This window comes from Bradyrhizobium sp. 956_D2_N1_4 (assembly GCF_052076025.1).
In the GTDB taxonomy this organism is placed as follows: Bacteria; Pseudomonadota; Alphaproteobacteria; order Rhizobiales; family Xanthobacteraceae; genus Bradyrhizobium; species Bradyrhizobium barranii.
This window is the reverse complement of sequence record NZ_CP197237.1, coordinates 1,778,525-1,803,113: the sequence shown is the minus strand read 5'-3', so window position 1 is coordinate 1,803,113 and position 24,589 is coordinate 1,778,525. Positions and strand designations below refer to the sequence as shown.

Here is a 24,589-nt window from a genome sequence, read left to right as displayed (position 1 = left end):
GCATGTGCGGCATCGCCGGCATCGTGGCGCTGAGTGCGAACGCTCCGAGTCCTTCGCGGAGAGCGCTGTTGCGGATGGCCGGGGCGCTTGCACATCGCGGGCCAGACGAGCGAGGCCTCTACCGGGACCAACGCGCGGGCCTGGCGCACGCCCGGCTCTCGATCATCGACATAGCGGGCGGACAACAGCCTCTCTCCGATCCCGGCGGGCCCGCCTGGATCGTGTTCAACGGCGAGATCTTCAACTATGTCGAGCTGCGCGAGCAGCTGATCTCGCTCGGCCATCGCTTCCGCACCCGCAGCGACACGGAGGTCGTGATTCAGGCCTATCGCGCCTGGGGCGAGGCAGCATTCGAACGGATGAACGGGCAATGGGCCCTTGCCATCTGGGACGCCTCCGCCGGCCGCCTCGTCTTGTCCCGTGACCGGACCGGAATCTGTCCGCTCCATATCTGCAACCATCAAGGCCAACTCTACTTCGCCAGTGAGATCAAGGCCATCTTCGCGGCAGATCCGGCAATCCCTCGGGCATTCGATCCAGCAGGCATCGACCAGACCTTTACCTTCTGGAGTAGCGTGCCGCCGCAAAGCGTGTTTCAGGGGATCACGGAAATTGAACCGGGACACGTCCGCAGTTACGTGCGCGGCGCGGTCCGGGACCGCGCATTCTGGACTCCGTGCTATGCGACCCGGTCCGACGAGCATCGCATTTCGTCCGCCGGCTGCAATGACGATGTGATCGATGCCGTGCGTGGCGCATTGGAGGCGGCTACGGCGCTCCGAATGGTGCGGTCCGACGTCCCCGTGGGGAGCTATCTCTCCGGTGGCCTCGACAGTTCGCTTGTTGCGGCATTGGGGAGCCGGTTTGCGGGCAGGCGCTTCCAGACGTTTTCCGTGCGCTTTTCCGACGCTGAGTATGACGAGACCTCCTATCAGCGCCTAATGGCACGCACGATTGCGAGCGAGCACCACGAGCTCATGGTCTCGCGGCAGGATATCGCCGAAGTATTTCCCAAGGTCATCTACCACACTGAGCGGCCAATCCTGCGGACCGCCCCTGCACCGCTGTTCCTGCTCTCGAAGCTCGTACGCGAGCGCGGCATCAAGGTCGTGCTGACCGGCGAAGGCGCAGATGAAATGTTCGCCGGCTACGATGTGTTTCGCGAAGGCAAGATCCGCCGCTTCTGGGGCCGCCAGCCGGCCTCAACCCGGCGCGCCGCCCTCCTGAGCCGGCTCTATCCTTACATCTCGCGATCGCCGGTCCACATGCAGGCCATCGCGCTAAAGTTCTTCGGACACGGCATTTCTGCCCCGGATGCGCCCGGCTTCGCTCATTCTCCGCGTTGGCGCAGCACGAGCGCGATCAAGCGCCTGTTCTCCGCAGACATGCGCGCTGCGACTTCGCAAGCCGACCCGGTGACCGAATTGCTCGATCGTCTGCCGCCGGATTTTTCCCGCTGGACGCCGCTCGCACAAGATCAGTACCTCGAGACCAAGACGCTCCTGGCTGGCTACCTGCTCTCCTCCCAGGGAGACCGGATGCTGATGGCGCACTCGGTCGAGGGACGCTTTCCATTCCTTGACGACGACGTCGTCGAGCTCGCGAACTCCCTTCCCGACGCCTGCAAACTTCGCATTCTCGACGAGAAACACGTCCTTAAGCGTGTCACGCAGTCGCAGGCTCCACCAGAGATCGTCGCACGCAAGAAGCAGCCCTACCGGACCCCCAATGCGCTCTGCTTCGTCGACAGGGATGCCCCCCCTTATGTCGACGAAGCGCTTTCAAGCGCAAGCGTCCGCGCCGCCAACATCTTCGACCCGGTGGCGGTCGAACGGTTGCGCACCAAGTGCCAAGCTCATGCGCACGCCGGCGGTGGCGACCTGTCCAATTTCGACAACATGGCGCTCGTCGGCATCTTGTCCACTCAGCTCCTGTTCCAGCAATTCGTCGCGGACCGGCCGGAAGCACCGCATCGCCTCGAGCTCAGTGTGGACGTCGACCGCCAGGACGTACCGGGAGTTTACGCATGATCAACAATCCCGTGCCGCTCCTGCACGATTACCTGATCAACTCGGCCCATCAAAACGGCGCGAAGGTCGCGCTCGTATGCGACGGTCATCGGGTCACGTACGACCAGCTCGAGGCGTGGTCAAATGCGGTCGCGCACCACCTGGTCGAGGCCGGCGTCGAGCACGGCGATCGTGTGATGATCTTTGCCGACAACACCGTCGAGGCAGCCGTCAGTTTCTGGGCCGTCCTCAAGGCCAACGCGATCGTATGCCTCATCAATCCTCTCACGAAACCCGACAAGCTCGGCTATCTCCTCAACGACTGCCAGCCGAGTGCGCTCATTACGCAAACGCGCCTCTATGCGACGTTCCGCGAACCTGCACGACATTGCCCGTCCTTGCGCCGCGTGATCGTGTCCGGCCCTATCGACGACGCCGATTTGAACGCACTGCCGCATGCCGTGCGATGGAACACTGTAACGGCCACCGAGCACGACGCCGCACCCGCGCGCCGCTGCATCGATATCGATCTCGCCGCCATTGTCTACACCTCGGGCTCGACCGGCGAGCCCAAGGGGGTGATGCTGACGCACCGGAACATGATGACGGCGTGTACGTCGGTTTCGTCGTATCTGGACGTCCGTGACGATGAGGTGATCCTCAACGCTCTGCCACTCGCCTTCGACTACGGCCTGTATCAGATGATCATGGCCGTACGCGCCGGGGCGCGCCTTGTTCTCGAGCGCTCGTTTGCTTTCCCCGCCGAGACGCTCCGGCGTGTTGCGGAAGAGAGAGTGACGGGTTTTCCCGGCGTGCCGACGATGTTCTCGACTCTGCTGCAGCTTGAGTCGTTGAAGAGTTACGATCTATCCAGCATTCGCTACGTGACAAGCACCGGTGCCGCACTGCCGGTCCGGCACCTGGTGCAGCTGAGACACACGTTCCCCGGCGCCCGCATCTACTCCATGTACGGTCTTACCGAATGCAAACGCTGCACCTACCTCCCGCCGGAGGATCTCGATCGGAAGCCGTCGAGCGTAGGAATTGCCATCCCAAATACCGAAATGTGGATCGTCGACGAGCGTGATCAACGGGTCGGCGCCGGCGTCGCCGGCCAGCTGGTGATCCGCGGTGCGACCGTCATGAAGGGCTATTGGCGAAAGCCCGAAGCTACTGCGAAAAAACTCAAGCCCGGACCGCTTCCCGGCGAGCAGGTGCTTTACACCGGCGACTACTGTCAGATGGACGCCGACGGATATCTGTACTTCGTCAGCCGGAGCGACGAGGTCATCAAATCACGCGGCGAGAAGGTCGCGCCCAAGGAGGTGGAGAGCGCTTTGCTGGACATTCCCGGCATAAGGGAAGCGGCAGTCGTCGGCGTTCCCGACGATCTGCTCGGTCACGCGATCAAGGCATTCGTGGTCATCGACCAGGTGCGGCCGATCGACGCCAAGCAGATCCAGCGGGAGTGTCACAAGCGCCTCGAGAGTTTCATGGTCCCCAAGTACGTCGTTATCGTGCCGGAACTGGCGCGCACGGATACGGGCAAGATCAACAAGAGAGAGCTCATCACAGGATAGCTTGTGGACGACCAATCGACGCACCCGCTTTCATATGGAGCACCAACGCAATGACACTGGTCTTGGCACCCGACCGCTGCAAGGAGCAAATCCGCGCTTTTCTGACATCGAATTTCTACATCAGCGACATCGCGGCGCTGAACGACGACGCTTCCCTGCTCGACCAGGGGATCATCGATTCGACCGGAGTGCTCGAGGTGGTCGGGTTCATCGAGACGACCTTCGGCATCGCCGTCGACGACAATGAGATCCTGCCCGAAAATCTCGATTCAATTCGGGGCATGGCACGTTACATCGCCAGCAAGGTTAACTTGGCCGCCGATACCTGACCGACCGGCACGTTCGGCAAGCGGAGGAAACGAGCTGTCCTGTGACTCGATCGCGGCTTGGCGCCCCGGGGCTTCACCCGGCCGCCGAGTGCGGCGTTTTTTTGCCCTTCGCGAAGCCTTCCGCATGAGGCCCTTGGTCAAGGCGAATCCCGTGTCTTCCGGAAAGGTACGCCTCCGCTGCACGACTGCGTGGACAACCCGCCGGCATTCCTCCGCCGTCCGATTCCAACGCTCTCATGCAAACGAACGAAGACGCAGGCATGGTTTGCTCCTACCTTTTTCCTTGAGAAGCATATCTCGTTTTTTTGAAGCGTATTTTTTTGAGTACATGGAGGTTCAGATGAAAGCGGTAGTTCAGTGCGGCGGCAGAGGAACTCGACTTCGTCCACATACGTCCATTTTGCCAAAACCCCTCATGCCAATCGGCGCCCGTCCCGTCCTCGAGCTCGTTCTCAAATGGTTGAGACGGAACGGGATCGGAGAGGTCTTCGTCACCACCGGTTATCTGGGCCATCTGATCCGCAGCGTCTGTGGTGACGGCAGCCAGTGGAACATGCAGATCACGTATACGCAGGAGCTCGAGCCGCTCGGCACGATCGGCCCGCTGTCGTTGCTGCGAGAACAGCTCAACGAGCCGTTCCTGGTCCTCAACGGTGACGTCCTGACAGACCTGAACCTGAACCAGCTGATCCACAATCACCGAAAATCCGACGCCAACATCACCATCGGAACCTCCGTTCGGAGCACGAAGATGGACTTCGGCGTGATTGATGAAATCGATGGACGCGTGACCGGATTTCGCGAGAAGCCGGAGCTGACGAACCTCGTCAGCATGGGAATCTACTGCATGAATCCGGTCGTCCTCGAGCGCATTCCGTCGGGCGTCCCCTTCGGATTCGACGACCTGATGTTCCAGATGCTCGAGGAAGAAGCCCGCGTCAACGTCTTCAAGCACACTGGCCTGTGGCTCGACATTGGCCGGGTCGAGGACTTCCTGAAAGCCCAGGACATTGCGTGGGACGAGCAATCGACTGCATTCGCAACTGCGGCTGCGTGACGCAGCGTCACCCTTCGCATGAGGAATGAACGGGAAGAGGAACACATGCTGTTGGTATCAGAACCGGCCCTGGGAATTGACGAAAAGGAAGCTCTTGTTGCCGCGATCGATAGCGGCTGGATCACCATGGGGGATCGCGTACGGGAGTTCGAGCAGACGTTTGCGCGCATGCATGGCGCCGAGGACTCAATTGCAGTCGGGTCATGCACGGCCGCACTTCACCTCATCCTGCATGCGCTCGGAGTCGGCCCCGGCGATGAAGTCCTCGTTCCATCTCTCACGTTCGTTGCCACGGCCAATGCCGTGCTCTACGTCGGAGCGCGGCCCGTGTTCGTCGATGTCCAATCCGGGGCAATTCCCCTGATGTCCGCGGCCGACGCGCTCCGCAAATGCACCTCGCGGACGAAAGCGGTGATCCTCATGCATTTTGGGGGCTACCTCGCTGATCGAGAGGAGTGGCAGGCCTTCGCTCGCAGCAAGGGTCTGCTCCTGATCGAAGACGCCGCGCATGCCCCCGGCGTCAAGGGGGTCGGCACGTTTGGCGATGCAGCCGCGTTCTCCTTCTACGGCAACAAGAACATGACGACTGCTGAAGGCGGCGCAATCATAACGCGTCACCGGATCTTGAACGACATGATCAAGCGCGCCAGGTCGCATGGCATGACCACCAACACGCGCCAGCGCCTCGTCAGCCGCAGCCCCGAATACGACGTGACGCTTCTAGGATTCAACTACCGCATGGACGAGTTGCGCGCCGCGGTCGGCCTGGTGCAGCTGCGTAAGTTGGCAGGTTGGAACGACGCCAGGCGGCATCTGTCGCTGCACTATCGGCGGCGGCTCGCCGAGCGTTGCCCTTCGGTCCTGGTGCCATTCAACGCGTCGTGGGTATCGGCCCACCATCTCATGCCGGTCGTTCTCCCCGCGGCAAGCGCGCGGCAGCCCCTGATCGAGCAGCTCAGCAAGCGCGGCGTTCAGACGACCATTCACTATCCCCCGGTGCATCGGTTGACGTTCTACCAGGATCAGTATCCGGGCATCAGCCTCCCCAACACTGAGGATTTTTGCGGACGTGAGCTCACCTTGCCGCTCCATCCCGCGATGACTCCCGCGGACGTCGATCACGTGGCAGACAGCCTCGCGGATGGACTTCGGGTAACCTGTCCCGCGGAGGTCGAACAGGCATGAGCGAAACGGTCAATGCGGGATGCGCTGGGCCGGCAGCTCCGGCCGTGCGTTTGCGGCGCGTCATCGATGTCCTCGGTGCCGGGACGGCCATATTCGTCTCGCTGCCGATCCTGTTGGTCATTGCGCTTGCAGTCTGGATCGAAGGCGGGCGACCGATACTGTATTCGCAACTCCGTCTCGGGCTGAACGGGGCGCCGTTCCGCATGTACAAGTTCCGGAAGTTCAGAGCCGATTGCGACGATCGCGGAAGTCCGCTCACGATGGTGAACGACAACCGCATGACGACGATCGGCGGGCTGCTGGCTGCATTCAAGCTGGATGAGCTACCGCAGCTCTGGAACATCCTGCGGGGTGACATGTCTTTCGTCGGCCCGCGACCCGAGACGCTCGTATTTGCCGACTGTTTCAGGAACGGATTCGAAAAGATCCTGGAACACCGGCCAGGCCTCGTCGGGCCGTGCCAGGTTCTCTTCCGGCATGAAAATGAGCTGTTCCCGCCGGACGGCAATGTGGCGGATTTCTATCGGGAGGTTCTGTTTCCCGCGAAGGCGAAGATCGACCTGGCATATTATTCCAATCGAACCGTCACGTCCGATCTCCGGTGGATCGTTCAGGCCGGCTGGATCGCCGTGGGGGAGCCGCTTCTCAACCGCATGCGAAGACCCCGACCGGAGAGCCAGAGCGGCATAGCGCCAACTGGCGGATCTGTCGGTGCGAACTTATTTCAAAAGTAGACGGGTGATCAAATGGCGACTGAAAAGCGAACTGTGCTTCTGGTAGGTGGTGCTGGTTACGTGGGCTCAGTGATCACGGGCCATCTTCTGAGAAAGGGTTGGCACGTCCGTTGCCTGGATCAGCTCATCTACAAGAACGAGAGCTGTGCCTGGCCTTATCTGAGCGTTCCGCAATACGAGTTCATGCAAGGCGATATTCGCGATCCCCGTTTCGCCAATCAAGCATTGAAGGGTGTGGATGACGTCGTTATCCTCGCCGGGCTCGTCGGCGATCCGATCACGAGCAAGTACCCCGATGAAAGTCACGCCATCAATCGCAATGGCGTCGCGTCCTTCATCGACGCGATGCAACACCATCCGGTCGATCGGCTGATCTTCGTGTCCACCTGCTCGAACTATGGGCTAGTGGAAGTAGACACGGCCGTCGACGAGAATTACCCGCTCGCACCACTCTCCCTTTACGCCAAGCACAAGGTGGAGATGGAGCAGAAGATCCTGGGTCTCAAGGGAAAGGCTGGATTCCATCCAACGGTTCTCCGCTTTGCGACGGCCTTTGGTCTTTCCTCGCGAATGCGCTTCGATCTCACGGTGAACGAATTTGTGCGTGAACTGCACCTGGGAAAAGAACTGCTGGTATTCGATCCCAACACCTGGCGTCCTTACTGCCATGTTCGTGATTTTGCCCGCGCGATCGAGGAAGTGCTCCGCGCGCCCACCAGCAAGGTCGCCTTCGAAGTCTTCAATGTGGGCTGCGAGGAAAACAACTTCACCAAGCTGATGGTCGTTGACGAGATCATGCGGCACATTCCGCGATCGAAGGTGACCTATCAGGAGCGCGGCGCCGATCCCCGGAATTACCGCGTGAATTTCGACAAGATCCGTCGGGTATTGAATTTCACGCCCGAGATCAGCGTTCAGCAAGGGATCAGCGAAATCCTCGCTGCCTTGAGCCAGGGCTTGTTCGACCACGTCGAGGAGCAGAGGCACTTCTTCGGAAACTACGAGATCTTCCTTCCGACCGCCCTCATCCCGGATTTGAAGAGAGCCGGCTGAAGGATCCGATATCGGTGTCCCTAAATCGCGAGCGGCGAAGGCTCGGTTCCATCGGGAGTTCGTCCATGAAGTGCAAGAAGCAAGGCAGACCCTCTTCCACCCTCCTGCTGGGCTCATGCGCGGCAGTTCTGTTTTTCGCGACAAGCGGGCTGTCCCTTGCCGCGCCATACAAGCTCGGACCGGGTGATACCATCGAGATTTCGATCGGTGGCCTCCCCGATCAACGCAACCGCACGCAGATCCAGATCGACGGCACCATCCCGCTTCCGGGCGGGGGGACGGTTGAAGTTGCCGGCCTGACCCCGGCGCAGATGCAGAACCGCATCGAGACGCTGCTGCAGGCACGGATACTGCGTCAACGCCTGACCGACGGTCGCGACCAGGCATTCGTGGTCAAGCCCGGCGACGTCATAGCAAGCGTCGTGGAATATCGGCCGGTCTATGTTTCCGGCGATGTGCTCACGCCCGGACAGCAGACGTATCGGGCTTCAATGACCGTGCGCCAGGCCGTGGCAGTGGCCGGCGGCTTCAGCCTGTTGCGGTCGCGTGGCATGCAGCCCGGCGCCACCGACCCTGCGGATCTTGTGCGGGACTACCAGTCCCTCGCCACCGAATACACCAAGGAATACTTCCATATCGTCCGAACCGGCGCGGAGCTTGATGGCCGCGACACGTTCGACGCCACGCCTCCAAGCGACATTTCGCTGCCCGCGGGTGTGATCGGTTCGGTCGTTCAAGCCGAGAAGGACTCTCTGAAGACCTCACAAAGCGACTACCGCACGGAACAACGCTTCCTGGACGACGCCGTAAAGCAAACGGACGCGCAGTTCGCTACGCTCAAGAAGCAACAGGAAGGTGAAGAGAAGGGCGTGCAGGCCGACGAAGAGGAGCTCGAACGGGTCATGAAGGCGTTCGGCTCCGGATTGCTTGCAAGTCCTCGTGTCAGCGAAAGCCGGCGCGCGCTGTTGCTGTCCTCGACCCGACGCCTGCAGACCAGCGTCGAACTCATGCGGCTCCAGCGCCAGCGTGAGGACTTCCTGCGGCAAGCGGGACGTGTCACCAGCCAGCGCACGATCAATCTGCTCAGGGAGCAGAAAGACTCGAACGTTCGATTGGCGGACTTGCGCGTGAGAATGCAGGCGCTCAGCCAGAAACTGCAGCCCATCGGCGGCTCGGGTGCCATCCCCGTCAATTCAGGCGAGCTCAATCCCGACGTGGTCGTCGTGCGGCGGCTCGGTCAACAGTGGGACAGGATAACCGCATCCGTCGACTTCGACGTGGAGCCAGGCGATGTGATCGAAGTCACATTGCGCCCTGCGCCGGCCTTCTCGAACTGAGCACGAACAGAGGTACTCCCTTAAGAGTAAGCAGGCCGCTCCTTCCGGAGTAGCTTCCGCATACCTCCATGGCTGCTCCCGCGAGGCTTAAACCCGCCTTGCTACCCCTTCAACCCGCGTTGCTACCTCTTCGTTGATCACAACCGGGTCGATGCCCGGAAGATCGGCAACTTTCACCCCCTCCGACGGCCGCGGGGTTACCCCCCATTCAACGTTGCCAGGCGTGGCAGAAGTTGGGAATCTTTGTGGCACGTTCACTCCATCGGGTCAGCGCGGCCGGGGGAATAAAATGTTGAACTTAAGCCAAGCATTGCCAAGGTCTACCATTGCTCTACAGCGTCATTCTTCTGAATCGATATTCAATATTTCCAGTCCCGTTTCATCTGCTCACTCTGACGCCCAGAACCCCAAGCAGGACGGCTTGCGCGGGGTGCTCGCGCGGATCGGCTGCGGACAGGTCTTGCTCAGACGCGGCAAGGTCATCGAACTCAGTCCGGCCGGCCGTGCAATATTGGAACGCGAAGCGCGCGTGGATGCGAGCCACGAAACGCTCTATGGCGCCGTCAAGCAACTGGTCCACCGCGCCGGCGCACAGTTTCCGGCAGGCTCGACTTCCTGGTTGGCAACATCCACCAAGGAAGGATTTACCGCGCTGATCAACCAGGTCGCGAATGCGTGGTCCGACGAGACCATCGCATTGATCCTGCTGGATCTCGACGCGCATCCGGAGCCTTCGCCGCGGACGCTGCAGCGATTGTTTGGATTCACCGCTGCCGAAACCCAGCTTGCTCTCGAGTTGGCGCGAGGCAACAACCTGATCGACATTGCTCGTTCGCGACGATTGAGTCGAACGACAGTACGCTCCCAGTTGGCTTCCCTGTTTGTCAAAACACAGACACGCCGGCAAGCAGACCTGATCGCGTTACTGGGCCGCCTCGCCGTCCTGCCCTAGCGTGGACGCGGAATACGGTGTCGCGTTGTCTCGACTAGTCGAACATCGACGTGCTTCGCGGCGCGTTCGGCAAACATGCACTCGCGCCGCGTCGTCTTTTCAGCCCTGTTCGAGCACGTCCGCCAACCGCTCACTTCCGCTGTCATGCGAATGAATGAAGACAGGCCGCGGCCACGTCCTAACCTGATCCTGTCAAACTTTCGCCGGGAAAACCGGGGGTCTCCGCAAAGACTAACATCTTGGCGGAATTGCTCAAAGGGCTGGAAGGAACCAACATGGCGCTGCACTTGCTTTGCGTAGGAGGCGAGGATCACGCTTTGCGTATCCCGTTCCTGGCGGCTTTGCAGAACCGCGGCCTGCGCGTGAGCGCGGCCGGCACTGGTGCAGCATCTGCATTCGCGAAGACCGGAATCCCGTATCATCAATATCAGTTCGACAGATTTGGCGTCGGCTTTGCCGATCGCGCGGCCATGGGTCAACTGGCGCGGCTCGTGAAGAGCGCTCGGCCCGACGTGATCCAGACGTTTGATACCAAGCCCAACCTGTTTGCGCCGCTGGCGCTTCGCGGCTCCGTACCGGTTGTGCGCACGATCAACGGAATGGGATGGGTATTCTCATCGACAGAACTGAGAGCCTTGGCCTTCCGCCCCGTCTATCTGGCGATGCAACGCCTGGCTGCTTGCTGGACCGCGGCGACGGTTTTCCAGAACAAGGCCGACAGCAGCTTCTTTCAACGACACCGCCTGCTTGGAAAGAGCTCATCTGTCATCATCGGAAGCTCGGGGATCGATGTCGGCGCGTTCGAAGCGGCGCAAGCGCGAACGGCCTCGCCTGCCGAGCTGCGCGCCGAACTCGGGCTCGGCGATGCCGAGATTGTCCTGACAGTAAGCCGATTAACCGTCCAAAAAGGAATCACAACGCTCCTCGAAGCGGCGAAGCTCGTGCATGAGGTGCGCCCGAACGTCCGCTTTCTGCTCGTCGGTCCGCGCGAAAGCGAGGGTCCATTCGCCGTAGGTCAGGAGCTGATCGAGGCGCACGCACCATATGTGATTGCGACCGGCGCCAGATCGGATATTCCCGCGCTTCTGGGTATCGCCGACCTCTTTGCCTTTCCGACTGAATATCGTGAAGGCATTCCCCGTGTTCTTTTGGAAGCCGGATTGGCTGGCGTGCCAATCGTCGCCTCCCGCATGCCGGGGTGCGACGACGTGGTCCGCGAGGACTGGAACGGCAAACTCGTAGCGCCGCGCGACCCGCGCGCGCTCGCGGCCTCAATTCTCGACCTTCTTCAGGATTCCGCGCGTGCCAAGACGATGGGTCAACGCTCGATCAACGTGGTGCGCAAAGAGTTCGACCTCAACGTCGTCGCCGATCGCTATGCCGAGCTTTACACGCAGCTGCTTTCCCGCAGCTATTCCAGTGGCTGGCGGGCTGCGGCGCACAGCAGCAGTGAAGTACAATGATCGGCAGTGCCCTTCTTGCGCTTGGCCTCGTGCTTGGGACAGCCTCGCAGCTGCGTCTTCCCAGCTTCCCCCTGGGCATCGGGGAAGCTTGCCTCGTCCTCTGGCTCGGTCTCGCATCCCTGCATCTCTTGGTCAGTTCAAGAATTTACAACCCCCAAGCCCTGCTCTGGCTCGTTGCATTCTGGGGCTGCTTTGTCTTGATTCAGAGTTTCGGGGGCTTCCTTGCATTGCTGCGCCCGGAGATCGTCGACCCAGAGCTCGTCGTGCACGACATCTTCGCATATCTCCTCGTGGCGGCCCTCACTTGCCTGGTTGCTGCAACGTTGAGACCCGAGGATACCCTACGCCAATCGCTGTGGTTCCTGATCGGATTCTGGATCGTCGCCGTGGCGGTGCAACTTGCATTGGGCTGGGGCTACCTCAGCATCTCGTCGGTCGATCCATGGTATTGGGACCGGTTCCGCGGGTGGTCGGAGAATCCAAACCAGCTTGCAATCTACTGTGCGGTTTTGACACCACTCTCGCTTCACATGGCTCTGACGGCCAAGCGGTTTGGCCGGATCGTCGCAGTGTTTAGCTGCATCGCAACATTCGTCGTCGGCCGGCTGACGAAGAGCGATACCTTTCTCATCTCGATGTCGCTGTCGATACCGCTGCTCATTGCGCTACGCTTGCGAAGCTGGCTGACATCCCCCGAACATCGATGGAGTCTGCGTTTCGCAGCTGCAGCGATCGTCGTTGTGGCCATAATTCCCCTTTCGCTCTCACTGCTTCCCTACGGGGTGGCAACGGCGAATGATGTCGAGGGGCTGGCCGCCGGCATGATGAAGGATCGTGGCGGCGAGGCAACGAAGGCAACCGCCAATCTGCGGCTAAGTCTTTGGCAAGACGCCTTGCATGCCGGACTGGAGTCCGGGTCGCTTGGCCTTGGGCCCGGGCCGCATCTGGAGAAGCCAAGCGGAATCACGGACAAGGGCGTAGCACTCCCGGTGGAAGCTCACAGCACCCTCCTGGACGTGTTCACCCAAGGCGGACTGCCTGGCGTGATCGCCATTGTCAGCCTGTTTGCCGGCACGTTTGCGCTCCTGCTTCGCGCACGGCTCGACGCCTTGGCTGTCCTGATCTTCGCACTCGCCGTCTTCAGCATCAGCCATTTCATTCTGCGGCACCCGACCGTGTGGTTTGCCGTCACGCTGGGCCTCATCCTGGGCTCGGATCGGCGCTCATTGGCGCATGCGCGAGTTGGAAGTTAAGCAATGTGTGGAATTACAGGAATACTTCAGACGCCGCATGCTTCTCGATCCGCCGACCTGGCAGCGATCGGGCCGATGACGGCTCGCCTGCGCCATCGCGGTCCTGATGCGGACGGGTTCTGGAGCGATCGTGACGCCGGCGTTGCGTTCGGGCATCGCAGGCTGTCCATCATCGATCTCTCCGATGCGGGCCGGCAGCCAATGCTTTCGAGCGACGGCCGCTTCGTGATTACGTTCAACGGCGAGATCTACAACTACAAGCCATTGCGGCAAGAGCTCGAGTGCGCAGGCAAGCGTTTCATCGGCAATAGCGATACGGAGGTCTTGCTGGGCCTGATCGAGAAATGGGGCCTGGAGAAGGCCCTCCAGCGCTGCAATGGTATGTTCGCAATCGGCCTGTGGGATCGCAGGAACCGCACCCTGCACCTGGCCCGCGATCGAATGGGAAAAAAGCCGCTCTACGTCGCGCGGACGTCTAGTGCGGTCGTGTTCGCGTCGGAGTTGAAGGCCATCGCGGCATTCCCCGACTTTCACCAGGAGATCGACCCAGGCGCGGTTGCGGAGTTTCTATCGCGCGGATGGTTGCCGGAAGACCAGTGTATATGGCGAGGTGTCTTCAAGATTCCACCCGGGGGCGCCCTATCGATCCGTGCCGAGGACCTCTCGGTCTGCCGGGATGCCGCAGCGCTACAAGAACGCGCGCGCTGCTGGTGGTCGTTGGCCGATGTCGCGCACACGGGCCGCGCAGCGCTGGCCACTGCGGATGACCAGCAGCTCGTCTCCCAGGCTTGCGATCTGCTCAAGGCCGCGGTCGCCGACCGAATGGTTGCCGACGTTCCGGTCGGGCTGTTCCTGTCGGGCGGAATAGACAGTTCGACCGTCGTGGCCCTGATGCAGGCCCAATCGGCGCGCCCGGTACGGACCTTCACGATCGGATTCGGTGAGCGCGCCTTTGATGAAACGGCTAACGCTGCGGCCGTGGCGCAGCACCTCGGCACCAGCCATACCGAGCTACGCCTCACCTCCGCGGACGCCAGAGCGGTCATCCCCGAACTTCCAACCATCTGGGACGAGCCGTTTGCCGATGAATCGCAGATCCCGACACTGCTTCTATCTCGACTTGCACGGCAGGACGTCACCGTTGCGCTTTCGGGCGACGGAGGTGACGAGTGCTTCGCAGGGTATTCCAGGCACGTACTTTCCGCCCGTTTAGCGCCTCTGCTGAACTCCAACCGATCGATCCGGACCATGGCCGCGGGCGGTGTGGCGCTGCTCGGGCGCGGCATGCGCGAAAGCGTCGTCGAAACACTTCGTCTCCCAGGTTGGGTGCAGCGGATGACACACGGCGACCGGATCAACCGCCTGGCAGACCTTATTGGCAGCAACGACGTCGGCGAGATGTACCGTCGGTCGACGCGGCTCTCCGAACTGCAGTTGACGCGAACCCAGGCAGGCGCGGCGCCGGACTCGATCCCGCCGCTCAACGATCTGCTGTCTGATTTTATCGTTCGGGATATGCTTGGATATCTCCCGAGCGATATTCTCGTGAAACTCGATCGCGCGAGCATGGCCACGAGCCTGGAGGCTCGTTGCCCGCTTCTGGATCATCGCGTTGTCGAGTTCAGCTGGGCGCTGCCGAACTCGGCGAAAGTGCGTCATGGTCAGGGAAAATGGCTCCTGCGCCAGGTCCTCGGCCGTTACCTGCCACGCCACCTCTTCGAGCGACCGAAACAGGGCTTTGACGTGCCGATCGGCTCCTGGCTGAAGGGACCGCTTCGTTCGTGGGCGTCGGACCTCCTTTCGGAGTCGCGTCTTCGCAACCAGCATCTCCTGGACGTTTCCCGCGTGCAGGAGTGCTGGCTTCAACATCTTAGCGGTCGCCGCGATTTCTCGCGACCGCTGTGGGCTGTCTTGATGCTGCAGTCCTGGCTCGACTCAGCAGTTACCTCCGGGCCTTCGCGAACAGCAGGCGTGATGGAACCGGCGCAGTAAAGGAGCAGGCGATGGAAGCGTTCACAAATAAACGGATTCTGCCGGTGACTGTCCTGACCCCGGGCCGGTCAAAGGGCGACGAGTCACCTCCCGATGACGCCATCGCGGCATTCAAGCATGTCTTCGAGAGCATCAGGCGATACAAGCTCTTCATCGTCAAAATGATCGGCGCGGGCGCGCTGCTCGCGGTGCTCGGTAGTATTTTTATGTCGCCCACCTATCTCGCAACGGCACAGCTTGTCGTGAGCGCTCGAAGCGGAGCGGCCGACAATGCCGGTGCATCCGGCAATTCCTCGTCGACTGGCGGTTCGGACGACCCGACGATCGATACGCACGTAACGGTCATGTCATCCGATGCGTATCTGCGGCGGCTCCTGCCGGCACTGAGGATGCTCGACAACCCGGCCAACGAGAACGGTTCGGTGCTCCGCACTGCCTTGTCAAAGATAAAGGGGTTCCTCTCCTTCCGGAAAGACCCGAGCGACGGCGCGGCGGTGGCAGCATTGAAAGGGCGCCTGAAGGTCAGCCAGGAGCGCCGGTCCAGAGTTATCAGCGTAATTGCCAGCGACCCCAATCCACAACGGGCCGCAGACGTCGCAAACCTGGTCGCCCGATCCTACGCTGACGAGCTTGTCCGGCAAAAGCGGGCTGTCGAGCTGCAGGCTCTGGACGCCATCGCAGCACAATCGGCGAATGTTCAGCGCGAATTGTCAACGGCGAAGGCGGAATGGGACGCCAGTCACTCAGGTCAGATCTCGTCATCACCGGCAGCCGCACAGGCCGCCGCCGCGTTGGAGTGGAAAATAACCACGCTGGCGCAGCAATATGAAACACTGATACGAAAGCGGCAGGATCTCACCACGAAGGGCGTGGTCGCCGAGCCAGACGTGACCGTCATCGCGGACGCCTCACCACCCGACTTTCCGAGCTCGTTGAACCCGTTCCTCCTTGTTCCACCGATCACGATTATCTTCGCGCTCCTGGCATCTCTCGTCGCGATCATCCTGAAGTACTTCGATCGAAGTCTGCACACCGAGGCGGAAGCTGCAGAGGCATTGGACATCCCGTGCGTCGGGTTGATCCCCTCGATCCCGCCGGAGCTGAGCATCTCGCCGCAGCGCTTCGTAGAGCAATCGGCTGTCTCGCATAACAGGGCCGTTCGCTCGACCGTCGTATCCCTCATGGCCGCCGATCCGGTCTCGCCACAGACGCCGCATGTCATCCTGGTGACATCCAGCTTGCACGGTGAAGGCAAGAGCGCGATCGCCTGGAGTTTCGGCTTTTGTGCGGCGCAACTCGGACAGCGCGTTCTGTTCCTGGATTTCTCTCAATTGCCCCGGCGCGTCGGCGGTGAGGCTGCAGATCTGTTCAAGCTGTTGGCGCACGACGGAGCGGCCGCCAAGGCCGTCCAGCACATCCCGGAGCTCGGACTCGACTACATATCGTCAAGATTGTCCGAGGGCAGTCGCCTGGGGCCGTTGGCGGGTCCGAAAGTCGCCTCGCTGTTCGAGCACTTCAGGAACACCTACGATCTCGTCGTCATCAACGCACCATCGCTGGATGATGCGCCGGAAGTGCGCCTCCTCGCCTCCTGGGCGGATCACGTTCTACTTGCCGTCCGCGCCGGAAGCACGAGCCGCGACGTCGTGCGAAGCACTTTGACCCGGTTTGCCGGGACGTCGGATCTCGATTCTCGTGTCAAGCTCTGGTGTGTCCTGACGCACGGAGTACCGTCCGAGCTCGCGCCTTCGGATCTGGAGCCGTCATCAACATCGACTTTGATGCATTACTATCGCCGCTTCAAAACAACGGCGGTACGGTGGACAAGCATCGAACCTGCAATCAATGTTTCCGACCACGCTGCATCTGGCCTGAGACCACGGCAATGACACCCAGGCGGCCTGGGTTAATCACCCGGGTCTTTCGATATGGCAGCCAGCCGATCGACCAGACGGTGGCTGCGAAACCGGCATCCTTCGTTTGAAGTATGCGTGCCCAGGCCTGATTAAGTACGTTGGGACAGCAAAATGACGGGTACGGTGATGCGGCTTCAGATATCTGGCGATCCGTCGGGTGATCCATGCGACGCCCTTGACGCGCACCTGCCCTCGACCGTTCAGCAAGCTCCAGCGACGCCGAGCTGGCTGAGCCCCGTGGGAGTCCCTCTCGATCTGAACGGTCCGGTCGATCGATCATTCGATCCCCTAAAAGCCGGCTTTGCGTGCGTCCCCGCCATCGAACACCTGATTGCGGTGACGGCGAAGTTCGCCGACAGGGTCGCAATCAGCGACGGCAATCATAGCTTCACCTACGCGCAGCTGTTGTCCCGCGTCTTGACCTTGGCCCAGGAGATCAGCGCGTTGATCCCGGAGCAGGAAGCCGTCGGATGGCTATTGCGCAGCTCGGCCTGGCAGCCGATCGCTATGCTGGCCTGCATGGCGGCCGGACGAGTCCTCGTCCCACTCAATCCCCGCGATCCAGTTCAGCGGCTCACGGCTATCGCCGCGGCCGCCCGGATTTCCGTGCTGATCGGGCAAGACGGCGACAGCTCCGCCGGGTGGATCCAACAGCACGGCCTGCGCTGGCTCGACGTCGCCGGCGCCAGCGACCCTTCCGCAGCAACTTCAACACTCCCCAAGGTTTCGGTCGATGCGCCTGCCGTAGTGCTCTATACCTCCGGCAGCACCGGAGCTCCGAAGGGGGTCGTGAACAGCCAACGCAACCTGCTCCAGCGCGTCCAGCAATATGTGGACGCCTGCCACATAGGTGCGGCAGACGTCTTCATGCCTCTGAGCGGCCCCACCACGATCGCTGGTTGCCGGGAGATGCTGTCGGCTTTGTTGACGGGGGCAAGACTGCACATCGTCGACGTCGAGGCGCTCGGATTGCGCGGCGTTCTTCGCCAGATCACCACGCAACAGGTCACGATTACATACGTTGTACCAGCCCTGGTGCGTGCACTGATCAACGCGAGCCGGTCAGGCGATCTCGACTCGCTTCGCATGATCCGCATCGGCGGGGAGAAGGTCCTGTGGACCGATATCGCGCTCGTTCGGCGAGCGATACCACCCGGTTGCTTCATCCAGGTCAGCTATCTGTCGACGGAAACCACCGGCACCCAGTGGTTTCTTCCCAAGCAATGGCGAGAGGACGGCGTCAGCGTTCCTGTTGGCTACCTGCTTCCCGGCATATCGTACGCCGTGGTCGACGAAAGCGGGAAGCCCGTCCCGCACGGTGAAGTCGGCGAACTGGTGATCAAGAGCAGGTACGTCATGCTCGGATACTGGGAAGACGGTCGGCTTTCTCCGGCATCGCCCTCCCCGGATGACCCAAAGTCTCGCATCTATCAGACCGGCGACCTCGTCACCGTGGATACGCACGGACTGATGCGGATCGTTGGACGGAAGGGACGCCAGCTCAAGATCAATGGCCAGCGTGTCGAGCCGGCCGAGCTCGAGAGTGCGTTGCGCAAGCTCACCTATGTGAAGGACGCTGTCGCCGTCGTGACGGATGCGAACGAGCTGGTCCTGTTTGCATCGCCGGCCGATCCACCAAAAGCGCACTTCCGGACCGACGTTCGCAACAGCATCCGGCAGGCTGTTCCTGCGGCTTTGCATCCGACCAGGCTGCACGAGATACCGGAGATGCCGCGCCTTCCAGGAGGTAAGATCGATCACGCCAAGCTGAAACTGCTCGATCTCGAGAGCAAAACGACCTCGCCCGCGCCCGTGCCGACGATGCAAGGAATGGCCGAGGCCAACAGGATCGTGCAGCAGGTGTGGAGCAGCATCCTCGGCGTGCCGGAAGCTGCCGGACGCTGGGATGAGGCCGGCGGTGATTCCCTGAAGCTCCTGCGCTGCGTCATGGATATCGAAGACCTCATCGGCCGCGAAGTCAGCATGGAAGCGTTCACGGTCGATATGAGCGCTGAAGACATGATCCGGGCTATCGCGACGGTGGAGCCACCGGTGCGGCAGCGTCTAAACGACCAGATTCTCCCAGGTCTTGTCATACTGCCCGGCTCCATGGGGTATGGCCCGAGCATGGCCGCATTTGGCGCTCAGCTCGGCAAGGTGGCGCGGGTGATTCCGATTCGCTATCCAGATCTGAGCTGGAGCCTCGCGGGACGCGATTCCGTGCAGGAGATGGCCGCGATGGCCGTCGAACAGATCAATGCAGTCCAACCACGCGGCGACGTCCGAATGATCGGCTATTCCCTGGGCGGCGGCGTCGCCTTCGAAGTCGCAAGCCGGTTGATCGAACAAGGTCGTGCCGTCAAATTCCTGGGCATCCTCGACACCAATGTCGGCCCTCGCAGAGCAAATCACCGAGAAGCCCTCTCTCGCACGCTACAGCGGATTCGATCCCATCGAGTGACGATCTACCGCATGTTCTGTCGCTCGGTGGCGAAGTTCGCCGCTCGCTTGGGCCAGGAGGCTCGATTCTGCAGGCTCATCGACACCATTACATGGCCTCGCCTGGCAAATACGCGCTTCATGCTCAAGCTCGAGCTCGAGGAGATTCTCCGGATGCGCGCGTTCGGACGCTGGGTCGAGGATGCCAAGCCTCGTCTAGCCATCAAGGGGACTGTCTTTGCCTGTCATCGGCCTGGCGTGACGCCGCGCCTCGGATGGGACTCCCTGTTTGAAGAACTGGACGTGATTCCGATCGCCGGCGGACATCTTGATCTGGTGGTCGAGCCCCACCTCTCGATCAATCGACCCGTCATCGAGCGCGCGATCGGGGCGTCCTGCTCCTGATCCACAACACAATGCTTTTTGGGGGGCCGGTCCTGCCCACCACAGGCCAGCACGGAGAGATCACGCGGGTTCGGCTCAAACCTGGCTCAAACCCGCCGTCCCGCGCTTGGGGATGCCGCGTAGTACGATCATCAGGGCCGCAGGTAGCTCCAGCCCTGCTCCTGAAGCTCCATCAGGCGAACAACCCCGGATTTGGTGACCTTCGCTTGCGTGATGAGAGGCACTTCTTTGCCCTCATTCTTGGTCATGTTCTCTCGTGTATTTCCGCAGGCCGAGAACGTAAGCTCGGGCGTTGTTTCGCTCATCATTTTGATGCGCCCCTTCACAGGCGAGGTATCGTCTCGCAGCATGTGCAGTCCTGGCCCGTAAGCGACGACTTCGACCTCGACCTTTTGACTGAGGTCGCCGTAGTGCTGAACGACGTTGCTGACGTTGTTGAGAGCGAGATTCATGACGGCCGGATCGTTGACGTCGACATGGATGACAAGTCGATGCGGCGGCTGCTTCCGAGGTGTCGCAACACCCATCTTGGCATTTGCGTTCCTGGCGGTAGTGCCGGGATTCTTGGTGGAGAGGGTGGATTGCGCAGAACCGCGGGTTTCGATGCCGCTAATGAGAACCAGTCCGACAGCCGCCACGCCGGCAAAAACGGCAAATGATCTGCTCATGACTGTGCTTCCTGCGTGTGTGATGAAGCGTGCACGTCGCAAGCTATTTAAGCGCAACCGTGGGGGCAAGCAGCTTTGGCCAAAGCCCCGCCCGATCTACTTAATTCCCATTGTCGGCGCACTACTCCGTTTTGGCTACCGCAACTGCGACATCGACATCGCGTCGATGAAAGCGCCGTCATAAACGACATGCCATGATCGCTACCAAGCATCATGATCCCTACCAAGCTACCAAGCATCATGGTCCCTACCAAGCAGTTGGGCGTCGCAATGGGGGTACACGGATTCGACTTGTCGAAAGGAACAGCCGTCGCGCTGAGCAAAGCTACGCGCCGGCCCAGGCACCGGCAATTTGCGTTCCGCGAACTCGGATTGTTCGACATCGCTGACGGCGCGCGCGCATGCGACAGAGCCGGCCGGCTCATGGTGGTTCTGATCACCTGCTTTCTGCCGGTTCTGACTGGAACTGCCGATGCCAAATCCCAGGACGACGGCGACCGGGGTGCCTCCTACATCACACCGGCGATGCTCGATCTGTGCAGATGTACGCACGGACCAGAGCAGATCGACGGGAATAAACAAAGGCTGAAGCTCGTCCAACGCGCGGACGAGGCGCGCCCCGCCGCGACACAGCCCGCTGGAAGCAGGCCCGCCGCGACCGGACCGCGCGGAGCGAGGACCGCGACCGAGCAGCCCCGCGCGGCTGCCGATGCCCCTGCGCAGGACATGACGTCTACGCCGCCCCCGGTGTCAAATGCGGCTCAAGCAGCTTCCGAGACGGAGCGGCTCAACCAGAACCTGTTGCTGGATCAGGAGCGGCAACGAGCGAACAAGCTTGCGCGCGAATTGGCTGCGGCTCGAGTGGAGCTCGACGCGGCGCGGCAGACCCAGACGCACACTGTCCGCGCCATGGAGATTGGTATTCAGCAAACGCAGGCGCTCGAACAGGAGCGGGAAAAGACCGATCATCTGTCACGTGAGATCTCCTTCCTGAAGGCGGAGCTCGATGTCGCAAGGGTTGCGGCTTCAAAGGCTATGCAGGCGCCCGAACCCGAACCGAAGCAGGAGCGTCCGGTCGACCGACGGAATGGGGCCAAACGCTTTGCCCTCCAGCTTGCCTCGCTTCGCTCGGAGCTTGAGGCCTCGCGCAACGCAGCATCCGAAGCCACGAAGTCTGCCGCGGCGGAGGCCGCACAAAGGCAGGCTCTCGAGCGCGAACTAAAGCAGGAGCAGGACAAGACAGAAGCCCTGATCAGCGAACTCGGCCCCCTTCGGATCGCGGCCTCCGAGACCGCGAAGGTCGGCGCTGCAGATGTCGATCAACAGTTGACGCTGACGCGCGAGCTCGAGAAGCAGCGGGGCAGAGCTGAGAGCGCGGACCGTCAGCTGCAGTCCCTTCAGGCTGAACTCCGTGCAGCGCAAACCGCGAGCTCTGAGTTGGGTGCGGCCCGAGCTGCAGACGCCGAGCAAAAACTGGCACTGAAACGAGAGGTCGAGAAGCAGCGGGACAGAGCTGAGAACGCGGACCGCCAGCTGCAGCCCCTTCAGGCTGAACTCCGCGCAGCGAAAACCGCGAGCTCTGAGTTGGCTGCGGCCCGAGCTGCAGACGCCGAGCAAAAACTGGCACTGAAACGAGAGGTCGAGAAGCAGCGCGACCGAGCTGAAAGCGCGGACCGCCAGCTGCAGCCCCTTCAGGCTGAACTCCGTACAGCGCAAACCGCGAGCTCCGAGTTGGCTGCGGCCCGAGCTGCAGACGCCGAGCAAAAACTGGCACTGAAACGCGAGGTCGAACAGCAGCGCGGTCGCGCGGACGCTCTCGCGCGCGAGGCGGCGTCGCTGAAGGATCAACGCGACCTGGCGCGGGCTGAAACGTCGGAGACTGCACGAGCTGCCGAGGCCGCCGCAAAGGCCGCACCCAAGCGCGAAAAGGAGCAACCGGGCAGCGGCGCGGCAACGCTCCCAACGTCCGCATCCGTCCGGGATCATCTGGCCGCATGGAATGCTTCCACGGTTGTAGCGGCGCCCTCGCGTGAGCCCGCCGGCCGCGCACCGAGCCAGAGCAGCCTCCAGCCCGCTGCTTCGCCTCCGCCCGCACCGTCAGCCTCCGCGCCGATGCCACCGAGCGCGCAGATCACAAAGGGGACCGCCCTGCCCGGCGCCGACTCGAAGGCCAAGGCTTCGGTGGAGCGACAGGTCGCCGCGAGCGGAGTACCGCGCCCGCTTGCGAACGAGGAGCGACTGCTCGCGCGCGCCAGCGCATTGTTGCGGCAGTCCGACATCAACGGTGCCCGCGGCTTGCTGGAATACGTGCTTGGACATGGCAGCGCGCAGGCAGCCTTTATGCTGGCCGAAACTTACGATCCTCACGTACTGCAATCTTGGGACGCTCGCGGCGTCGCCGGCGATTCCGCTAAGGCGCGCGAGCTGTATGAACGAGCCCAGGCCGGCGGCATTCGAGATGCAGAAGGACGGATCAAGGGGCTCAAATAGCTGCTGGAGCGAGCCCCGGAAGCCAGACCAGAGAATGGAGAGGCCCCATGTCATTGAGTAAGCTCGCGTTCACGGTCGCATTGGCACTGGTCGGCCTGCAGCTTGCTGCCAATGCCCAATCTCGCTCGCCGCGCGACCCGCCGGCGCCGACCGCGCCGCGGAATGCCGATACGGCCGCAAAGGAACGTATCAATGCATGGACGGTGGGACTCGCCGGAGGACTTATCGAGGGCGCACCGCTTCGGCTCGCCGCAGAGATCGCACGCGTCGCCAACGAGGAGGACAAGCTTCACGTCATTCCGATCGTGACGACCGGTGCGACCGAGAACGTCAATTCGCTGCTCTATCTCAAGGGCGTTGATGCCGCGATCATCAACATGGATGCCCTTGACGAGTACAAGGCGCAGGTTCCGTCGATCGAAAAGCGCATCGTCTATGTTCTCAACCTCTTTCCGGCGGAGCTGCACGTCTTCGTGCGTCCCGAGATCAAGTCGCTCGACGACCTCAAGGGAAAGAAGGTCAATTTCAACACCCAGGGTACGGCAGCCGCATATTCTGGTCCGCTGATCTTCAGCCGGCTGGGACTGAACGTCGAAAAGATGTTCATTCCCCACCAGGTCGCATTGCAGCAGATGAAGAGCGGCGAAATCGCAGCGGTCGTCTTCATCACATCAAAGCCGGTCGACGCCTTCTTGAAAGGACGCTGGGATGATGGCTTCAAGTTCCTGCCGATCGAATACGACCCCAGATTTGAAGACTATTATCTTCCGTCGTCCCTCGATTCAAAGGACTATCCAAACCTCGTGCCGGCGGGCAAGCGGATCGCGACCATTGCCGTCCCGACGATTCTTGCCGCCTACAACTGGCAGCCGCAGACCGATCGCTATCGGCGCATGGTGCGCTTTGTTGACCACCTGTTCGGACGGCTCGACCGGCTGCAATCCGCTGGCTTCGATACAAAATGGAAGGACGTGAATCTCCGCGCCAGCGTCCCCACTCTTGCCCGGTTTGGTCCGGCGCAGGAATGGCTCGATCGCTCGCCCAGCGCGACAGTCGGATTATCGCGATGAAGCGAGCCGGTACCCTTGCGGCCTCCTTGCTCGCGGGTATCGGTCATCTAAGCTGCGCGCAAGCCGGCGACACGCCAGATCGTTCGAGGGCATGTTCGCAGTTTCAGGGAATGGAGCACATGACATGCGTCGACGAGCAGATTGGGGAAGCACCTGAGCAGTCCTTCCAAGCTCCGCCGCCAAGTCCGAACTGGATCTTGAGCGAAACGACATCACCGGTGGACCACAAGCCGCAGATCGCCGCCCGGACCACCGCACGAGCCGGCGCGAAGGATGGGCCCTCGTCGCTCGCCATTCATTGTCGCGCCAATCGGACCGAGGTGTTGCTCTCCGCGGCGAGTTCCTGGACCACAACTCCGGGCACCGACATGAGGGTCGTATTCCAGATCAATGATCAACCGCCCGTCGATCAGCGCTGGAGGGTTACTGATGGCGGTCGAAGTCTCGCCTTTCCGGGTGACGCCGCTCGCTTCATCAACTCCATGCCAGGGGTGGGCCGGCTTCTGACCAAAGTGTATGCTGGAACGGCTGCGCCCTACGAGGAAACATTTGAACTGACAGGTCTGGACGCCGTTCGCCGGCGGTTTGCAAAGGTCTGCACCTGGCCGCCCAGCTGAATAGCCGCAAGTCGGGCTGAACGGCTGACAGGGAAGACGT

At 61.5% G+C, this 24,589-nt stretch carries 18 protein-coding genes; 17 read left to right on the top strand and 1 reads right to left on the bottom strand.

All coding sequences use genetic code 11. The features are described 5' to 3' along the window. The first annotated feature begins 2 nt into the window (after positions 1-2). The 14 genes from asnB (AB7535_RS08085) (at position 3) to AB7535_RS08020 (ending at position 19,704) form a co-directional block, all read left to right on the top strand. Positions 3-2,030, top strand: a complete 2,028-nt coding sequence (gene asnB / locus AB7535_RS08085; protein ID WP_085401015.1) for an asparagine synthase (glutamine-hydrolyzing) — start codon at positions 3-5, stop codon at positions 2,028-2,030. After that, positions 2,027-3,589, top strand: coding sequence for a class I adenylate-forming enzyme family protein (locus AB7535_RS08080; RefSeq protein ID WP_085401013.1), 1,563 nt, complete (start codon positions 2,027-2,029; stop codon positions 3,587-3,589). The genes asnB (AB7535_RS08085) and AB7535_RS08080 overlap by 4 nt, the downstream gene beginning before the upstream one ends. A 50-nt stretch (positions 3,590-3,639) precedes the next feature. Then, complete coding sequence (locus AB7535_RS08075) at positions 3,640-3,918, top strand: acyl carrier protein (protein ID WP_014496395.1); 279 nt, start codon at positions 3,640-3,642, stop codon at positions 3,916-3,918. 340 nt (positions 3,919-4,258) lie between these two features. Then, on the top strand, positions 4,259-4,975 hold the full coding sequence (locus tag AB7535_RS08070; RefSeq protein WP_063986521.1) for a nucleotidyltransferase family protein: 717 nt from the start codon (positions 4,259-4,261) through the stop codon (positions 4,973-4,975). Between the two features lie 18 nt (positions 4,976-4,993). Beyond that, complete coding sequence (locus tag AB7535_RS08065; RefSeq protein WP_354133548.1) at positions 4,994-6,160, top strand: DegT/DnrJ/EryC1/StrS family aminotransferase; 1,167 nt, start codon at positions 4,994-4,996, stop codon at positions 6,158-6,160. Continuing rightward, a complete protein-coding gene (locus AB7535_RS08060) occupies positions 6,157-6,894 on the top strand; it encodes a sugar transferase (protein ID WP_063984322.1) in 738 nt (245 codons plus the stop codon). The genes AB7535_RS08065 and AB7535_RS08060 overlap by 4 nt, the downstream gene beginning before the upstream one ends. Before the next feature lie 12 nt (positions 6,895-6,906). After that, positions 6,907-7,947, top strand: a complete 1,041-nt coding sequence (locus AB7535_RS08055; RefSeq protein ID WP_085401008.1) for an NAD-dependent epimerase/dehydratase family protein — start codon at positions 6,907-6,909, stop codon at positions 7,945-7,947. 65 nt (positions 7,948-8,012) lie between these two features. Further along, positions 8,013-9,284 carry a polysaccharide biosynthesis/export family protein gene (locus tag AB7535_RS08050; RefSeq protein ID WP_085401006.1) on the top strand — a complete coding sequence of 424 codons (1,272 nt, stop codon included), beginning with the start codon at positions 8,013-8,015 and terminating at the stop codon, positions 9,282-9,284. 289 nt (positions 9,285-9,573) lie between these two features. Next, a complete protein-coding gene (locus AB7535_RS08045; RefSeq protein ID WP_144030703.1) occupies positions 9,574-10,236 on the top strand; it encodes a helix-turn-helix transcriptional regulator in 663 nt (220 codons plus the stop codon). Between the two features lie 239 nt (positions 10,237-10,475). After that, a complete protein-coding gene (locus AB7535_RS08040) occupies positions 10,476-11,699 on the top strand; it encodes a glycosyltransferase (protein ID WP_224517114.1) in 1,224 nt (407 codons plus the stop codon). Then, positions 11,696-12,952 (top strand): O-antigen ligase family protein, encoded by a 1,257-nt coding sequence (locus AB7535_RS08035; protein ID WP_085401003.1) that lies wholly within the window; start codon positions 11,696-11,698, stop codon positions 12,950-12,952. Before AB7535_RS08040 ends, AB7535_RS08035 begins: the two co-directional genes overlap by 4 nt. Positions 12,953-12,955: 3 nt before the next feature. Further along, positions 12,956-14,944 (top strand): asparagine synthase (glutamine-hydrolyzing), encoded by a 1,989-nt coding sequence (asnB, locus tag AB7535_RS08030; RefSeq protein WP_085401001.1) that lies wholly within the window; start codon positions 12,956-12,958, stop codon positions 14,942-14,944. A gap of 11 nt (positions 14,945-14,955) precedes the next feature. After that, positions 14,956-16,833 carry a hypothetical protein gene (locus tag AB7535_RS08025; RefSeq protein ID WP_439037264.1) on the top strand — a complete coding sequence of 626 codons (1,878 nt, stop codon included), beginning with the start codon at positions 14,956-14,958 and terminating at the stop codon, positions 16,831-16,833. A 138-nt stretch (positions 16,834-16,971) separates the two neighbouring features. After that, positions 16,972-19,704: an AMP-binding protein gene (locus AB7535_RS08020; protein ID WP_439037263.1), complete on the top strand. Its 2,733-nt coding sequence runs from the start codon at positions 16,972-16,974 to the stop codon at positions 19,702-19,704. A 131-nt stretch (positions 19,705-19,835) separates the two neighbouring features. Here the strand turns inward: AB7535_RS08020 and AB7535_RS08015 are convergent, their stop codons facing one another. Then, complete coding sequence (locus AB7535_RS08015) at positions 19,836-20,372, bottom strand: DsrE family protein (protein WP_085400996.1); 537 nt, start codon at positions 20,370-20,372, stop codon at positions 19,836-19,838. A 372-nt stretch (positions 20,373-20,744) separates the two neighbouring features. Here AB7535_RS08015 and AB7535_RS08010 point away from each other — a divergent pair, with 372 nt between their 5' ends. The 3 genes from AB7535_RS08010 (at position 20,745) to AB7535_RS08000 (ending at position 24,549) form a co-directional block, all read left to right on the top strand. After that, positions 20,745-22,862, top strand: coding sequence for a hypothetical protein (locus AB7535_RS08010; RefSeq protein ID WP_144030702.1), 2,118 nt, complete (start codon positions 20,745-20,747; stop codon positions 22,860-22,862). Positions 22,863-22,909: 47 nt separating this feature from the next. Continuing rightward, entirely contained in the window at positions 22,910-23,932 is a 1,023-nt protein-coding gene (locus AB7535_RS08005) for a TAXI family TRAP transporter solute-binding subunit (protein WP_085400993.1), read from the top strand. Positions 23,933-24,051: 119 nt separating this feature from the next. Next, entirely contained in the window at positions 24,052-24,549 is a 498-nt protein-coding gene (locus AB7535_RS08000; RefSeq protein ID WP_144030701.1) for a hypothetical protein, read from the top strand. Positions 24,550-24,589 lie beyond the last annotated feature (40 nt).

Excerpts from the sequence above, each read along its gene's own strand:
- AB7535_RS08020 (WP_439037263.1), top strand. The coding sequence starts at position 16,972 with ATGACGGGTACGGTGATGCGGCTTCAGATATCTGGCGATCCGTCGGGT.
- AB7535_RS08075 (WP_014496395.1), top strand. The coding sequence starts at position 3,640 with ATGACACTGGTCTTGGCACCCGACCGCTGCAAGGAGCAAATCCGCGCT.
- AB7535_RS08060 (WP_063984322.1), top strand. The coding sequence starts at position 6,157 with ATGAGCGAAACGGTCAATGCGGGATGCGCTGGGCCGGCAGCTCCGGCC.
- asnB (WP_085401015.1), top strand. The coding sequence starts at position 3 with ATGTGCGGCATCGCCGGCATCGTGGCGCTGAGTGCGAACGCTCCGAGT.
- AB7535_RS08070 (WP_063986521.1), top strand. The coding sequence starts at position 4,259 with ATGAAAGCGGTAGTTCAGTGCGGCGGCAGAGGAACTCGACTTCGTCCA.
- AB7535_RS08065 (WP_354133548.1), top strand. The coding sequence starts at position 4,994 with ATGAGGAATGAACGGGAAGAGGAACACATGCTGTTGGTATCAGAACCG.
- AB7535_RS08025 (WP_439037264.1), top strand. The coding sequence starts at position 14,956 with ATGGAAGCGTTCACAAATAAACGGATTCTGCCGGTGACTGTCCTGACC.
- AB7535_RS08045 (WP_144030703.1), top strand. The coding sequence starts at position 9,574 with ATGTTGAACTTAAGCCAAGCATTGCCAAGGTCTACCATTGCTCTACAG.
- AB7535_RS08050 (WP_085401006.1), top strand. The coding sequence starts at position 8,013 with ATGAAGTGCAAGAAGCAAGGCAGACCCTCTTCCACCCTCCTGCTGGGC.
- asnB (WP_085401001.1), top strand. The coding sequence starts at position 12,956 with ATGTGTGGAATTACAGGAATACTTCAGACGCCGCATGCTTCTCGATCC.
- AB7535_RS08005 (WP_085400993.1), top strand. The coding sequence starts at position 22,910 with ATGTCATTGAGTAAGCTCGCGTTCACGGTCGCATTGGCACTGGTCGGC.
- AB7535_RS08035 (WP_085401003.1), top strand. The coding sequence starts at position 11,696 with ATGATCGGCAGTGCCCTTCTTGCGCTTGGCCTCGTGCTTGGGACAGCC.
- AB7535_RS08055 (WP_085401008.1), top strand. The coding sequence starts at position 6,907 with ATGGCGACTGAAAAGCGAACTGTGCTTCTGGTAGGTGGTGCTGGTTAC.
- AB7535_RS08000 (WP_144030701.1), top strand. The coding sequence starts at position 24,052 with ATGACATGCGTCGACGAGCAGATTGGGGAAGCACCTGAGCAGTCCTTC.
- AB7535_RS08015 (WP_085400996.1), bottom strand. The coding sequence starts at position 20,372 with ATGAGCAGATCATTTGCCGTTTTTGCCGGCGTGGCGGCTGTCGGACTG.
- AB7535_RS08080 (WP_085401013.1), top strand. The coding sequence starts at position 2,027 with ATGATCAACAATCCCGTGCCGCTCCTGCACGATTACCTGATCAACTCG.